Origin of the sequence: Bradyrhizobium sp. LA2.1, from assembly GCF_040547725.1 — a bacterium.
In the GTDB taxonomy this organism is placed as follows: domain Bacteria; phylum Pseudomonadota; class Alphaproteobacteria; order Rhizobiales; family Xanthobacteraceae; genus Bradyrhizobium; species Bradyrhizobium barranii.
This window is the reverse complement of record NZ_JBEPQI010000005.1, coordinates 432576-446260: the sequence shown is the minus strand read 5'-3', so window position 1 is coordinate 446260 and position 13685 is coordinate 432576. Positions and strand designations below refer to the sequence as shown.

Here is a 13685-nt window from a genome sequence, read left to right as displayed (position 1 = left end):
TGTCGTTGCCAGTACGCTTCCCGGGAAGAACGCTCGGTTGGTACCGAATACGAGCCAGAATAGTTGGCCGCAAGTCGGCGCCTGTTTGTACACATACAACTAAGGTCTAGTGTAATTACGGTTGCTCCCATTGATCTCGCGCGCTGGTTGCGCTTTTATCCCGGTTGGCTGGGAGGAAGTAATGCGTGCATGGGGGCTCGTGGCGCTGTGCGCCACGTTGGGCGGCTGCGTAACAAATGCCGAGACGGTACAGTTTCGGCCATCCAATCCACAACAACAGGCAATGATGCGTGATGGGCAAGCAGCCCTAGTTTCTCGCCAGAAAAGTTCGCTCGTCTTGGTTCGTCCTGCCTCGCGGCAAGTGCGCGCGAACGGTCGGCCCGTCTTCGTCGTCGCCATCAACAACCTGAGCAAAGGCCCTGTTGATTTTCGCGTTGCACAAGTCGAGGCGACGCAACACGTCGCCGGCTCCGACTACGGCATGCAGGTCGTCACCTATGAAATGCTCGTCCAAGAGGAAAAGAACCGGCAGGTAGCAGCAGCTGTATTCACCGGGCTCGCCGCCGCAGGGAACGCTTATAGCGCATCTCAGGCCGGTTATGGCCATTACACGACGCCGAGTGGCCGCACAGGAACGTTCTACAGCCCAACCGCTGCCGCCATCGCTCAAGGCAATGCAACCGCTCAGAATGAAACGATGATTGCTGCCACGGTGGAGGCAGGCCAGCGCAACATGGCGGCCCTTGAGCAGTCAGTCATCAAGGATAACACGCTCATGCCCGGCGAGTGGTACGGCGGGCAATTGCATCTGGCGCCGCCGGTTGCCGCAGATGGAGGCGGGCCGAAGACTTATACGATCGTCATATCAGTGGGCGCCGATCGCCACGTGATCGATATCGCGCAAGGGCCGGCGGGCGCTTAAGCCATGCGCGGGCGGACCATAGTAGCTCTATTGTGTCTCACGGCAACGGTGGCACATGCGCAGAACGCTACGCCGACGCCCAGCTCTCAGTTTGCTAACACGAGTGCAGCGGCCCCGCCGGAACCGGACGCTAAGCGTAAGGCCGAGTTGGTGCTCACCGCAGCGGCAATTGCGGCGATCCTCATTCAAGCAAGCCGCGACCAATATCACGCGTCGGGAAGGCCGTGCGCTTGCCCTGACGATCTGATGCGCAACGGTCGAGCGTGCGGGGGGAGAAGCGCTTACTCGCGGCCGGGAGGATCTATGCCGCTTTGCTATCCGAGCGATGTAACCACAGAGATGATATCGGCTTATCGCAAGATAGCAGGGGCGAGATGAAGCCTTGTTGGTCCTCGCATACATTCGCGAGACACAGCCGCTCGCCGGCAAGGGCCTGATCCTCAGCTCCGCCGCTGCCACATCATCGCTCGATGACATCAAGGAAGCGCGTGCTATTTCTAGTGCCGGCGCCCAATTTCGGGTTCTTGTCAACCGGCAATCCGTGGAAGTCAGAGGAGGCCCGAACGAAATGGAGTTCATTTTCTTTGCTACGCTATGGTTTATCATGAGCGGCATCATGGCGAGTGCGGCTCGTGCTAGAGGCAGAAGCGATGTCGGGTGGCTGGCGTTCGCGATTTTTCTGTCTCCGTTGGGCGCTGCGTTGGCTCTCGCCTTTCTGCCCAACCTACATAGGGAGCGGCAAGAAGAGCTTCGTCATATGGAGCTGTTGACGGCCCTAGCGCGCCTGAGCGGTGATGCACCGCCGCCGCTACCTCGTGATGATCAGCCGGAGTTGGGGCAGCGCCCAAGTAGACCTGCGCGCGCCTCGATCGCAGGCCAGCGAGAGGAGCCCACGTTCTGATCCTCATCGCATCAACATGATCATCCAGGTCGCGCTTCTCGCGCCGCCACGTATTCGCATCATAGCCAGAGCACGCGTAGCGGAGACGATCGTACGCATCACGGCAGAGGCGGGCTAAGTGGGAATTTCACATGGCACTGGCGCGGTTTAAGTTGTCGCTTGGGTTGTTCTGTTACCGATCTACTTCTTGCCTATAATCATCGCAATCATGCGTTACCATCATCAGCGCGTCGCAATCTTTTTTTCTCAACCTGTGCTCGCTGGACGCTGCTCGGCTGGATCGCGCGCTGGTCTGGTCGGCCACTGCCATCCCGCCGATATGTCGCGAGCTCGGAACTACTGAAAGATTGCGAAGGAAACGATCACGGGCATCACAGCAGAGGAGAGTTAAATGGGAATTTCACTTGGCACTGGCGCGGCTGGAACAGTCGCGTGGGTTGTTTTGCTGGCGATCTACTTCCTGCCGACAATCGTCGCGATCGTGCGTCACCATCACCAGACCGGAGCAATCCTGCTCACGAACCTTCTGCTTGGCTGGACACTGCTGGGCTGGATCGCCGCGCTGATCTGGTCGGCCACCGCTGTGCGAAAACCTGAGCCGCAGGTCGTGTACGTCATGCAGCCGAATGTTGCGCCTACGCCTGCGACCGCTGCCGAACCGGTGTTGTCCATCGATCCGTCAGCGTCGCGAAATCACAACTGAGGAGAAAATCGCTTACGCAACCATGACCGCCGAGCGCTCCGCGAGGTCACGAAAGCGCTCGGCTCGAAACACTGAACGGCATGTCCCATTTTTCTGTGAGACCGAACGCACCATCGCGCGGCGGATCGAACGAGATCACATCGCGGCGCCGGTCGCCAAGGGTGTTGGAGCTGATGCTGTCCACACCCACGATGCTCGATCGCCCCCCGCCTTGCGCGGCTCGACATCGTCTTTGATCTTGTCGATCTCGGCGCCGTCGAGCGTGCGCTTGATGCGCAGCACAGTGGACGACACTTACTACCCGCTCAAGTCGATGTCCGGTTTGCGCTAAACGCGACATAGTTGCTGCGCAGCGGCGAAATGACGCGATGGGGTCGCTCCCCACCCGGTGTAGGTTGTCGTGTTGTGGCGCCAACGCAACCGTCAGCCGCTCAAGCACCTAACGCCCGCGCTCGATCTCGCAGCGCGGTTTCGCATTGCCGCACCGCATTAGAGATCGTAAAGATGGGAGCGCCGCTATCATGAACGGCGTCAATGAGCGCATAGAGCGCATCTTCAAGGCCGCCGATCGATTGCAACGCTCCGTCGAGCTGAGCGGCAGTCTGCGGGGACATCCCGCCCCGACCGGAAACTTGGTTGACGAGTTTGGCGACCAAGACCATCTGAAGGTCATCAGCCAAGGTTCATCTCTCTAAATCTTTTGGCGCGCTCCATCTCCTGCGCCCAGCGCTGACGCCGGGCTCGCTCGGCCGCAGCGTTCTCTTCGGCGATCGCTCGGCTGATGATCTGATCAGCCTGTTCGCCGGACAGAGTGCCCTGCTCGACCAAAGCCTCGATCAATGCCTCCACCGCGCCCATGTGAATACGGATCAGCCCCTCGGCCTCTGCCTCTGCAAACGCCAGCAATGCATCGATCGAGTGCGCCGTGGAGCAGATCAGAGACGCCAGCGCGCGCGCTTCGATGATGTCATGCTCCGCACCAAGGACCGGCAAGTCAGGAAACATGACGCGCTCACAGACGCTCGCGGCGACAAGTTCGACGATCATGACCCACGCGCGCACAGTCTCTTCGGCGAACTCGACCCGAGCCACGCCGATCGCCGGCGCACCAATTCCTGCGCACATGGAAACGATCTTTGCAGTTGACGATGCGTCAGCTGCCGGATCGACACGTTTGTTCGCGTTCTCATCAAGGAACGCCAAGGAAGATGGAGAAGGCACGCCGCGCCGGACACAACGGCCGGCATACGGACCAACAGGGGTGATCGTCACGAACTCGACGAAAGAGCCGAGCGCGCGGGCGGCATAGGCATGACCGATTTCGTGGGCCGCGATCCGGCGGTTCAACTCCGGCGACCGTGACGCCTTCACGACGAGATAGTCAGACATGGCGGTGTAGTTCCTACTCACGCATGAACTTGTTAAAGTCGCGTCGGTTGATGCCAATCTTCGCGTTCGGAGACGTCGGGAAACGGTCTCTGTATTCGTCGATGACGAGACCAAGATGCAGAGCTGCACAAAGCAGCGCGCCGTTGCTCACATAGCAGCAGAACCCCTTACGCTGACCCCAGCGTTCTGTACGTTCCTCGTTTCGTCGGTCGAAACAGACGCAGAAATGCAATCGCCGTCTGAACCTGATCTGCGCGGATCACCGACACGATGTTGCTCTTCGGAGGACGGCGCAGTCCGTATTCGCAGAGTTGCGGGTATTCAGGCCAAGGGCCGCGATTTTCGCCCCGGCCGTCCAAGGAACAGGAAGACGGCCGGGGCACCCCACCAACCAGATCGTCGCTGGAGAAACTGCGACGATCGCTGGAACCAATTACACCCAGCGCGTCAATCATCGAGCTGGCCCATGCGATCGAACATACGCTGTCGCGCGAGCATTCGGGCGCGGATGTCCACCAATTCGTTACTGCTACCGATCGAACGAACGCCCGCGACGGCATCGGCAGGCACACCCACAAGCGACGCTTCAAACAACTGCCAGCGCGTCGCGGTGAACGTGAGACCGTCATCCATCCCAGCAAACGTCCCGCTCATTGACGAGATCACCATCGGCATCGGTGATCTCCCACTCCTCGACGCGGTAACCGGCACTGATGCCGGTCAGCTCTCCGCGAGCGACCATACCCTCGGCCATCTGACCCTGCTTGGTCTTATTGAACTGGATACGACCCATCAGCTTTCCGGGCTCGATCCACAAATTGGTCACCCGGCCGAGGATGCTGTCGATGCCGTCCTGCTTGTGGTGATCGAGCAGCGGAATTCCGCCGTCAACGAGGCGGCTGAGATCAACGGCATCCGGAGAAATGCGCAAAACCTCCATGCCGTAAGCGCGCTTGACCGGAGAGCCCATCGAGATCACGGCCTCGACTGTGTGGGCCGTCTGGTCGTAGCTCCCGGGGGCAAACGCTATCTTGCTGGCGTCAACGAACCGGTGCTGAAGTTTGCTGGAATGCGGAACCTTGGTCACTGGCGAGGCACCTCGATCATGATCTTGCGATCGGGACCGCGATTGAACGGCGTGAACACGGCCTGAGCCGCCGGGTCGGCCCCCGTGTGGCGGGCGCCGCTCCAACCTTCGAGAGCATCGAGGTCGAGCAGGTCCGACGCATTCGTGTCAACGTGTTCGCCGCCACGCACGCCCTTGAGAGTTTTGCGACGCGGATCATCGAGCGCACAGACCGCACCAGACCGCATCGCCTTGTCGGCGGTTGCGGGCGGCAGATCGGCGTCCTCATACTGTTTCACGAACTGCTGACGGCCTTCCGCATCCTTCCACTTGACCGAACGCATGACGAAGACGCGGCGCACCTCGGGCGCGGCGGCGATGACGGGTTCAACAGTTGCCGTCGCCCGACGCGGGATCGCGACATCGGCGGACTTAATCAGGCTCACAGTATGACGCGCGCCGGGCAACACCACCGCGATGGCGAGTTCGACCTCACCGGCCGCGCCACGAAGATACTGTGCGAGTTGACGAACCTCGAAGCCGAGATGATCGATTTCGGAAAGTGCCTGCGCAAGGTCGCGCATTCCCGTCAACGCAGGCTCGACACGCGCCATAGTAGCGTCTACAGCGGTGCTGATCTCATCCGCCGCCGTCTCGCGCTCTTCGCGCTCGCGATGCTCGTTGAGGTCATTCTCAGCGGCATCGATCTGGGTCTGGAGAACACCGATTGCCTCGTCGAGGCCAGCGAGCACGCTCGACGCAGTATCGACGTTGAGTTGCAGCTTCTCGCCCAGCTTCTCGTCGGCAAGATCACCTTCGTGAAGGTACTTCAACCGGCGCATTTGTGCCGCATCGAGTGCAGCTTTTGCAGCCAAGCGCTTCTCGCCAAGCAGCGCGAAGCGCTTCCGCGAGGCCGCGAGGCTCACTTCGAGTTTTTTCATAGGTTTCGACCATGCGAACAGTTTCATGTCGCCATGATAAAGCAGGCCGGTGCAATCTCGATGCGGCTACGGCCGCATCTGACGCTGTTTTAAGGCTGCTTTTGCGGTGCTGCCCGCTTTTCCGCAAGTTTTTGCGCGCGGGTCTCGCAAGCCAGCCGTGCTGGCGTGCCGCCCCTAGACATTTCGACGTGGATCAACAAGCGCCGCAGACTGAATAGACGCACACCAGCAAACCGGATGCCCAGCGCGAAACCTTCTTCAGCGGCATCGTCAAACCATCGGACCGCCGTATCCGCCGATTTGCCGATGATGGCGCCGGCCTCGTCACTGGTCAGCAAGTCGCCGATCGTGCGGGCATCGACCCAATCGACCGGCAGATCGACATCGATCCGATCGACACACCCTGCCAGCACCCGGAGGGCATCTGCAAGAAAGTTCCGATGCTCCGCGCCGGGATTGGGGGCGACGGCGTCGGTGGTCTCGATGCTCATTAGACCACCTCCCCGCCATCACCGTGCGCCTGCATGGCCGCGACCATCCCGGCGTAGAAGGCGCCGCGATCCTCGCATCCGACAGCCTCCGTGATCTCCTCCAGCATCTCTTGAACGATCAGGTCGGCGCGAACGCCGAGCGCGTCGGCATCGACGTGAATAGCCCGACCGGCGACGAGATAGGCTGCCTGATATCCCGCAACCTGCGGCGCCAGCGCGAGCGCCATCTGGCGACGTATGTCGGGCGACTTCTCGACGCCGATCGACGCCAACTGCTTCTCGATCGCACGACGCAGATCGCTGAGCACCGCCGAGTGGCGAATGAGACCAGCCCCCGCGCGGCGCTCGCGAGGCTTCATGGCGAGTGCATCCGTGATCGTGCGCATGGTGTAGCGCGGCCAATCGCCCTGCATGCCGTCGGGCGCGACGCCCCGCAGCGCTCTGACCAGCGTCGCACGGTCCTTTTCGAGCAGATCGGCCGCTCGATTAATGGAATAGAGAATATTCGACTTATCACCCTCGTCCATTATGATCCCCGTGGCATATTTTGTTGCTGTTGCAGCCTCTTGGAAAATTTTATCCCTAGTCGTGGCGAACACTCGCGCGACAACCGTTACGGGTACATTGAGACAGGGACCCCGCTGGTTGTGCCTACGGGGAATTCTTTGGCAACCGATCCTCAAAGACGAAGAACTGGCCGGCTGTTTTCCTTGATCAGGGACGCGCAACCGCACCGGCTGCCTATAGGCAGCCGGTTGCGCGGTTGCGCGTTGGTCCTCGGATGACGGTTGCGCGTCGGTTGCGCCGTGTTTGCTGCCGGTTGCGCGATAGTTGCGCTTGGTTGCGCTCCGGCGAAATGGGGACAGTTGCAGGGCGGTTGCGCGGGCTGGTGCGCAACCGTTCCGGTGAACCCCGCGCGGAGCTACCTGATCCACGTGTGGTCTCCCTCGCACGCGACCACATTTGCGGCGACCAGCTCGGCCCGGTACTTGGAGAACTTAGCGCGCTGGCTGTTTGGAGCGCCCCTCGGATCGAGCAGGCCAAGCAGCTCACACTCCGACTTCCAGTCATCACGATGCACGGCATGAAGGCCGTGCAGCCGCTTCGACTTCGGCAACTCGCCTCCGCCCACGGCGTTCTGAAGTGCCTCAAAATACTTCACTGCCATCGGCGAGATCTGCTTGACGCGCTGAGACCCGGAGGGGGCATCGCCATGCCACCGATCTTCGACCAAGAAGATACTGACAGTCTGAAAGTCCTCTCGGTTGTCCGGCCGGCGCTCACGTGCCTTCCTGAACTCCAGCTTGAAGGACACGTCCGTATCCGGGCGCTCGATCTTCGTCAGATGGATCACCACGTCCATCTGCCACTCGCGCGTCTTGGTGCCGTAACCCTTGCTTTCATCATGCCCCGTGTGATGAACCCAGAGCTGGCCGATGCTGCGCTTCGTCAGCGACTTCAGCCAAGGCAAGGTTTGCGCCCACGCTTCTTCATCGACCATCGAGCCCGAGATCAACGACATTACGTTGTCGAAGATGATGAAATCGCAACCGCCCATCTCGGCGATGATGCGCTCAATAGCCATCTGCCCCGGCCGCGTGTTCAGCGGGTGGAAGTTCGGGATGTCCTCCGTGCTCAGAGCGTGAAATCCGGTCGGCGTGAACGTCTCACCCGCGTTCTCGCCGACCTCAGCCGAAACGCGCGCATCCTCCGCCAACAGGCGCTGTTTGAGGAGCCGCCGCGACATCTCACCATCGATGTACAAGACCTTGCAGCCACGGCGGCCCTGCCAATGCAGGAAGGGGGCACCAGCGGCCATACGCATCCCGGTAGCAATGGCTGCGTTCGACTTGCCCAAGCCGGTCGGAGCGGACAAGATCGCACGGCTCGTGGTCGAGAGGATCTCTCCAAGCAGGTAGTCAAGGGTCGGCAGGTCGCGGTCGCGCCATTGATCGAGCGTGAGAAACTGCGTCTCCTTGCGGTGGAAGGTATAGGCACCTTCTCCGTGCGGCTGCTCAGCCGAGCTTCCGGCGTCGCCGAAGTCCGGCTTGTCGAACTTCTCGCGTGCGGTTTCGATCAGTTTCGCGAGGTCAACGTCGTCATAGCCACCGCTGCAATAGCGCGCGCAAATCATCTTGATGACGGCATCAGACAATTGGAGGCCGACCATGACCGCAACGGCGTCGCGCACGGGAATGTGCCAATGCCCCGGACAAGCGCTGGCAAGGAGTTCACGGACCTTGTCCATGCCGCGGCGACGGCCATCGGCGCGACCAAATTCCGCGAAAGGGCCTTCGTTAGTCTGAGCGCGGTGCGTGCTGCTGTATGCCGGCCGAAGCGCGCACAGTGCCTCGACGGTATAGGAAGGCGCATTGGGGTCGATGTACACCGTCGTCAGCTCGGTGACGTAACCGCGCGCTCGCTTGGCTTCATTCGGATAGTTAATGGTGCCGCCGATGCGCACCAGCCGGTCGCAGTTCTGAACGTCATCACTCTGGAACAGGTCGCGAAGTGCGGTGTTTGCGTCCTCGACATCCTTGGGATCGTTCAGCGGCTCGTTGTTCAGGAAATGAACTTGACCGCGCCAGTGCGGCTTGCTGCCCGTTTGCACGACGAGAGCCGGCCGAAGCTGCTCGCGCTTCGAGATCGCGACAACGCGCTCGTAATCACCGGCGTTATCGCAATCGATCCACGAGACACGCGCAGCGCAGAAATGCTCCTTGCTGGCCCGCCCTTTTGGAGGCTTGTTGCCGTGGCGCAGCGCGGCGCCGACGTAGCAGTTATAGCCGAGCCCATTCATGTGCGCGACGTGCTCGACGATCGGCTTCAAGTCATGCGCCGAGAAGAAACGCCACTTGATCGGTTCTCCGGGCTTGATGCAGACGACCTCGATCCATGCATCAGGATGCTGATGCACGAAGTCCGGCGCGAACAGCGCGTACAAGAAGGCGCCGATTTCAGCTTCGTTAGGCGCGAGCTGGGGCGTTCCAGCTTGCTCGCGCGCATCCGCGCTGCTAAAATTACCATGCATTGAAAACATCCGAACTTAAGAAAGCCCGGCGACGCGCCAACGTCCCGGGCTTTTGCTTAGAATTAAAGCTGAAAGAGACGAGCGCGTTCGCTCTCGGGGATCAATTTGATCCCGAAATAGTTCAGCGCCTTGAGTTTGCCCGTCTTAATTGCGCGCCACGTCGTGGCCCGGCTGGTGCCGGTCATCTTCGACCACTCGGAAATTTTGTATCCGAGGCGCGGTCCATTGGTTTTGCTGTCGGGCTGTTGCGCGCGCCGAGCAGCGCGATCGCCGAGCAACATCGGGGTTTTCATTCCAGTCCAGCTCCTTCGGTTACTGATCGTGCCGAAGAAGGTCTGCCGGTTGCCGCTGGAAGTGAAGGTTACGCCTTCGGAGTTTTCTTGACCGTGGAGTAACCTTTGGCCCCCTTCGAGCCCTTGCCGTGCTTCAAATCATGGAGCATTTTTTTAAGTGCGCCTGTCGGCGGGTCTATCCCAAGGGCGAGATGCATGGATTTGATCGCGGCCGAAAACGAGCCATGCTGGCCGGGCTTCACGTTGTGCTCTTTCATTAGCCGTAAGAACGGCTCCCAGAGAAACGCTCGCTCAAAAGACTTACCGCCCGGCTGATAATGTGTTGCAGCATATTCTTTGGGGGCGCGCAGCTTCCTCACTGTTCGCAGCAGGGTTGTCGCGACCAGATCAAGATTGATCGTGGCCATCGCAGCATCGGCCTGTTGCTTTCGCTGGCTTCGCGGGATCATCTTGATCCTCCGCGCGATGATCGCCGGATGCAATGGGCGCAACTCATCCAACCACTGCTCTTTTATCTTGAGGAGCGAATTTTCGAACCGCTCTAAAATCGGATCGACCTCCTCGAACTTGGGAGCCCTTTTTTTTAGCGCGATCCGGTAGCCGATTGCCATCCGATCCAGCTCTTCCACGATTTCTCGAAGCGTGGACTGGCGCTGGGGTCCAAAGGATTTCAGGACATCAGCGACGTGCTCGGGCCTCGTGAAAATGCGCGGTGACAATCGCCGACCGATGGTGACAGAAGCAGGCGTCTCATTGGAATTGTCATTGGCCATGGCAGGGAATTTTGTGTGCCGGTTTCTACCACCAGAGGCATCCAGAAATAGTAAGGCGCGCTTAAGGCAAGGTTACTCGCTCGGGAGAGAGCATCGGCGCACGTAACCTTCAGGGGGACGGTGAAGCAGGCGATACTGCGGGAAACACCATGGGATCGTGATGACCGCAGCAAATCAACGCGAAGCCGAAACGGAGGATGCAAGACCGGCGAAATCCCGTCCTCGCCGCATGCTCAACGAGAAGCAGGTTTTGGAAATTATCCCGGTCGGCCGCACCACCCTGTACCGCATGGAGAAATCCGGCCGCTTCCCCAAATCGACCTACATCAGCCCGAACCGCCGCGTCTGGTTTGAGGACGAGATCGTCGCTTGGCAGGACGCGGTCGATGAATTCAATCCGCGTCGCGCTCGGGGTAAAGGACGGCGCGCGCGTGCGGGTTAGTTGGCCGGACACGAAGTCCCGGAGGCTTCTGTCGCGGCGGCTTCCGGTGCCCTGGGCGGTGCGTCAGCAAAGCCGCTCTGGGAGAAGGGACTGGAGCGATGCTCCTAAGCTGCCGCTTCGGTCTCGTCGGCGGGCCACGCCGCGCCTCGACCGAGCGCGCTAACGCATCGCCCGTCGGTCCTACGGATTTTGCAGCATAAACCCCGGATACAAACTGGAAAACGCAGGGTGCGGACATCCTCAAAGAGGGTCCCGCGACCCCAGCGCTGCGGCGGGGGGCGCCAAAGCACCCTTTTTACGGGCCCGTCCTTTGATCTTGTTGAAGCGCGTTGTAAATAGCGTGCACGCAAAGTGGATACTCGAGGACCATGGCAACCGCAAATTTTACCACGCAACACCGGCCTGTCCGTATCGGGCTCTTGGTTCGAGCAGGAGAGTTAGCCGATCTAGAAGCCGCAGCTTCCATGTCTTTGCTGCTCTGGGGCGGATTGCACAACCCAATCATTCCTATCAGATCAAAGATCGATGCTGCGTCTGATGAGCTGGTTCATGCATTTCGTGTTGACGTTCTCTATCCGGTTCACGAGACGCCGACGATCAAAGAATTTGCGGAGCGACACCGGGCGCTATGTAGTCCCCGGTTGTCAGCGCGAGAACTGTTTTCGGAAGATTGGCATACCAAAAAGCGCATTCCCGCTTATCTCGATGTCCTCAATGCCATCGACAAGTATTGGGACCAGGAATTCAAACACTCGCCGATCGGAACTCAAAGCGAGTGCCGGTTAGTTTCTTGGGAGCAAGCTGATCCACTTCATGTTCTTTTCGGCCTAGGCTTTGGCAGCTATACGGCCGCGCTAAATCTCAAGCGCGATTTTCGGCAAGCGTTCGAGCGCGGCCTCCGAGCAAGCGAGGTCAAGATTGATCCCGGCGCCGAGGTGCCGGAAGCGCTGGCCGGGAAGATAACACCCGCGCTGCTGTCCGGAATCGATCTAAGAGGCTATGGCGGCGCGGTCCACTCTCAGTCGGGCGGCGTGTACGTTGGCGACGCAAACGATTTTGAAGACCTAGTAAATTTTTGGAACATTCGAGCTTCAGGCGGCCTTGTCGAGTTCCTTTGTTTGTCGGCGGCTGCGCGGCTGGATGCGTTCATAAGAGCTCACCTCAATCGCCTGGACAGCATTCCCCAACGGCATCCGACGATTGAAGATCACATCGGCATATTTTATCGGAACAATGAAAGCGCCGTGCTCGATGCGATCAAATCATTTCCAACTAAACGGAGCCCCCTGCTTCAGCGCCTTCGCGGCACGGCAGGAGATGTCTCGCAGGGCGATCCTGCGATGTTTAGCTTCGATTGGAATTTTGCTCTCGGGATAATCGACGGTGATCGCGGCGACTATAGCGTCACACTTTCTCTTCCTGAAAAGAGGTTCCTAGGAAACGCCCGCGCCAGCCCGACCGACCAACTTCTGGCTGTCTCGATCGGTCCGCACGGCGACCTTGGTTATCCAGGCCATACGCTCGAGCCGCCATTGCGGCCTGCTCTTACTGAATTCTACGGCAGAGAGATCGCAAGTGATCCATGGGGAGTTCGTCCCGAGCCGGAGGGCATCGGATTGTTTGTCGGTACGAGAGAAAATACTATCCGGATGCGGCCAGTTGAGCACGCGGCGGTGATCGAAGCGATCTTTGGTGAGGCCGGCTTGAAGATTAGACCGAGCGCTGGTGGCCGGCTGGCAGATCGACTGCTGGAAGCGGTCGGCGGTTACGAAGATACGCGCGTCTTTAAAGTTCGCGGAGTACGAAATCTAATCACCAATCTACCTACGCAAGACACAATCACACGGGGCGATGCTACCAAGACCATCTGGAATAATCGTCAATTCAAAGAGCACGAGCGGCTACACATCGAGGCGAGAAAGACGCCAGACTTGACCGTGGGAGCGACGTTCGATTTTCTTCTAAAGCATGGCTTCTTTCGCGCCGGTCTCGAGTTCAAATGTGACAACTGTGGCCTAGACAGTTGGCTTTCGCTTAGGCAGATCGATGATACTTGGGCGTGTGAGTATTGCGGCCGAGCAAACACGACTAGCCTGCATATTCGTGACCGTGGTGATTGGAAGTTTCGGAAGAGTGGGTTACTCGCAAAAGATAACAATCAAGAGGGAGCAATTCCTGTCATTCTTTCACTTTTGACCTTGGGACGGGTCGGCAGAGAACAGAAATTTCTGCGGATCACCTCAATTGAGGTAGTTGGAGGCGCGTCGCCCTGCGAAATCGACTTTGTGGCCATACAGCATTTGCGCGGTGAGACCTGCTGCGCAATAGGTGAAGCCAAAGCGGCTGGCGGAACAATTGATGCCAAGGACGCTGCAAATCTGAAAGCAATTGCCGATAAGCTCAAAGCGATCGGAATACGGCCTTACATCGTTTTCGCCAAGACAGCGGACGCATTCTCGGCTGCGGAAACAAACTTGTTCCGAACTGCTATGAGCGACTACGACCTCATTCTGCTCACCAATCGCGAGATGGAGCCCTACCATCCCTACTACGAGAGCGATGACAAGGATAAGCTTCCGGCCACGTATGCCGTGTCCTTTGATGACATGGTTGTGAATACGAGCTTCCGATACTTTACCGATCCCAAGCGCGAGTGATTGAGAAGGAAGCCCGCAAGGAGGCGCGCGCCAAGCTAGGTTTCGGTGGGGGGCGATTGGACCGACTTTACAAGCG

At 59.3% G+C, this 13685-nt stretch carries 16 protein-coding genes; 5 read left to right on the top strand and 11 right to left on the bottom strand.

From position 1 onward, the window contains the following. The first annotated feature begins 181 nt into the window (after positions 1–181). From ABIB95_RS12455 to ABIB95_RS12445, 3 genes are all read left to right on the top strand, one after another. Positions 182–922, top strand: a complete 741-nt coding sequence (locus ABIB95_RS12455; RefSeq protein WP_354239644.1) for a hypothetical protein — start codon at positions 182–184, stop codon at positions 920–922. Positions 923–1304: 382 nt separating this feature from the next. Then, positions 1305–1823 carry a hypothetical protein gene (locus tag ABIB95_RS12450; RefSeq protein WP_354239642.1) on the top strand — a complete coding sequence of 173 codons (519 nt, stop codon included), beginning with the start codon at positions 1305–1307 and terminating at the stop codon, positions 1821–1823. A 391-nt stretch (positions 1824–2214) separates the two neighbouring features. Continuing rightward, positions 2215–2526, top strand: coding sequence for a superinfection immunity protein (locus tag ABIB95_RS12445; protein ID WP_354239640.1), 312 nt, complete (start codon positions 2215–2217; stop codon positions 2524–2526). Between the two features lie 135 nt (positions 2527–2661). Here the strand turns inward: ABIB95_RS12445 and ABIB95_RS12440 are convergent, their stop codons facing one another. The 11 genes from ABIB95_RS12440 to ABIB95_RS12390 form a co-directional block, all read right to left on the bottom strand. Continuing rightward, entirely contained in the window at positions 2662–2820 is a 159-nt protein-coding gene (locus ABIB95_RS12440; RefSeq protein WP_354239638.1) for a hypothetical protein, read from the bottom strand. Between the two features lie 137 nt (positions 2821–2957). Then, positions 2958–3206, bottom strand: coding sequence for a hypothetical protein (locus ABIB95_RS12435; RefSeq protein ID WP_354239636.1), 249 nt, complete (start codon positions 3204–3206; stop codon positions 2958–2960). Then, a complete protein-coding gene (locus ABIB95_RS12430) occupies positions 3199–3915 on the bottom strand; it encodes a putative porin (RefSeq protein ID WP_354239634.1) in 717 nt (238 codons plus the stop codon). The genes ABIB95_RS12435 and ABIB95_RS12430 overlap by 8 nt, the downstream gene beginning before the upstream one ends. A gap of 447 nt (positions 3916–4362) precedes the next feature. Next, positions 4363–4548, bottom strand: a complete 186-nt coding sequence (locus tag ABIB95_RS12425; protein ID WP_354239632.1) for a hypothetical protein — start codon at positions 4546–4548, stop codon at positions 4363–4365. Continuing rightward, positions 4541–5002: a hypothetical protein gene (locus tag ABIB95_RS12420; RefSeq protein WP_354239630.1), complete on the bottom strand. Its 462-nt coding sequence runs from the start codon at positions 5000–5002 to the stop codon at positions 4541–4543. The genes ABIB95_RS12425 and ABIB95_RS12420 overlap by 8 nt, the downstream gene beginning before the upstream one ends. Then, positions 4999–5949 (bottom strand): hypothetical protein, encoded by a 951-nt coding sequence (locus ABIB95_RS12415; RefSeq protein WP_354239628.1) that lies wholly within the window; start codon positions 5947–5949, stop codon positions 4999–5001. Before ABIB95_RS12415 ends, ABIB95_RS12420 begins: the two co-directional genes overlap by 4 nt. A gap of 62 nt (positions 5950–6011) precedes the next feature. Then, positions 6012–6413 carry a hypothetical protein gene (locus tag ABIB95_RS12410; RefSeq protein ID WP_354239626.1) on the bottom strand — a complete coding sequence of 134 codons (402 nt, stop codon included), beginning with the start codon at positions 6411–6413 and terminating at the stop codon, positions 6012–6014. Next, positions 6413–7012 (bottom strand): hypothetical protein, encoded by a 600-nt coding sequence (locus ABIB95_RS12405; RefSeq protein WP_354239624.1) that lies wholly within the window; start codon positions 7010–7012, stop codon positions 6413–6415. Before ABIB95_RS12405 ends, ABIB95_RS12410 begins: the two co-directional genes overlap by 1 nt. A 323-nt stretch (positions 7013–7335) precedes the next feature. Next, positions 7336–9444, bottom strand: coding sequence for an AAA family ATPase (locus tag ABIB95_RS12400; RefSeq protein ID WP_354239622.1), 2109 nt, complete (start codon positions 9442–9444; stop codon positions 7336–7338). A 62-nt stretch (positions 9445–9506) separates the two neighbouring features. Next, a complete protein-coding gene (locus ABIB95_RS12395) occupies positions 9507–9737 on the bottom strand; it encodes a hypothetical protein (RefSeq protein ID WP_354239621.1) in 231 nt (76 codons plus the stop codon). Positions 9738–9805: 68 nt separating this feature from the next. Then, positions 9806–10510 (bottom strand): hypothetical protein, encoded by a 705-nt coding sequence (locus ABIB95_RS12390; RefSeq protein WP_354239619.1) that lies wholly within the window; start codon positions 10508–10510, stop codon positions 9806–9808. A 160-nt stretch (positions 10511–10670) separates the two neighbouring features. Here ABIB95_RS12390 and ABIB95_RS12385 point away from each other — a divergent pair, with 160 nt between their 5' ends. After that, on the top strand, positions 10671–10952 hold the full coding sequence (locus ABIB95_RS12385) for a helix-turn-helix transcriptional regulator (protein WP_354239617.1): 282 nt from the start codon (positions 10671–10673) through the stop codon (positions 10950–10952). Positions 10953–11320: 368 nt separating this feature from the next. Continuing rightward, the gene (locus tag ABIB95_RS12380; protein ID WP_354239615.1) at positions 11321–13609 is read left to right on the top strand and encodes a hypothetical protein; all 2289 of its coding nucleotides are present in this window, start codon (positions 11321–11323) and stop codon (positions 13607–13609) included. Positions 13610–13685: the final 76 nt, after the last annotated feature.

Coding starts and splice junctions, on each gene's coding strand:
- ABIB95_RS12455 (WP_354239644.1), top strand. CDS start 182: ATGCGTGCATGGGGGCTCGTGGCGCTGTGCGCCACGTTGGGCGGCTGC.
- ABIB95_RS12445 (WP_354239640.1), top strand. CDS start 2,215: ATGGGAATTTCACTTGGCACTGGCGCGGCTGGAACAGTCGCGTGGGTT.
- ABIB95_RS12430 (WP_354239634.1), bottom strand. CDS start 3,915: ATGTCTGACTATCTCGTCGTGAAGGCGTCACGGTCGCCGGAGTTGAAC.
- ABIB95_RS12425 (WP_354239632.1), bottom strand. CDS start 4,548: ATGGATGACGGTCTCACGTTCACCGCGACGCGCTGGCAGTTGTTTGAA.
- ABIB95_RS12415 (WP_354239628.1), bottom strand. CDS start 5,949: ATGAAACTGTTCGCATGGTCGAAACCTATGAAAAAACTCGAAGTGAGC.
- ABIB95_RS12410 (WP_354239626.1), bottom strand. CDS start 6,413: ATGAGCATCGAGACCACCGACGCCGTCGCCCCCAATCCCGGCGCGGAG.
- ABIB95_RS12400 (WP_354239622.1), bottom strand. CDS start 9,444: ATGCATGGTAATTTTAGCAGCGCGGATGCGCGCGAGCAAGCTGGAACG.
- ABIB95_RS12395 (WP_354239621.1), bottom strand. CDS start 9,737: ATGAAAACCCCGATGTTGCTCGGCGATCGCGCTGCTCGGCGCGCGCAA.
- ABIB95_RS12390 (WP_354239619.1), bottom strand. CDS start 10,510: ATGGCCAATGACAATTCCAATGAGACGCCTGCTTCTGTCACCATCGGT.
- ABIB95_RS12385 (WP_354239617.1), top strand. CDS start 10,671: ATGACCGCAGCAAATCAACGCGAAGCCGAAACGGAGGATGCAAGACCG.
- ABIB95_RS12380 (WP_354239615.1), top strand. CDS start 11,321: ATGGCAACCGCAAATTTTACCACGCAACACCGGCCTGTCCGTATCGGG.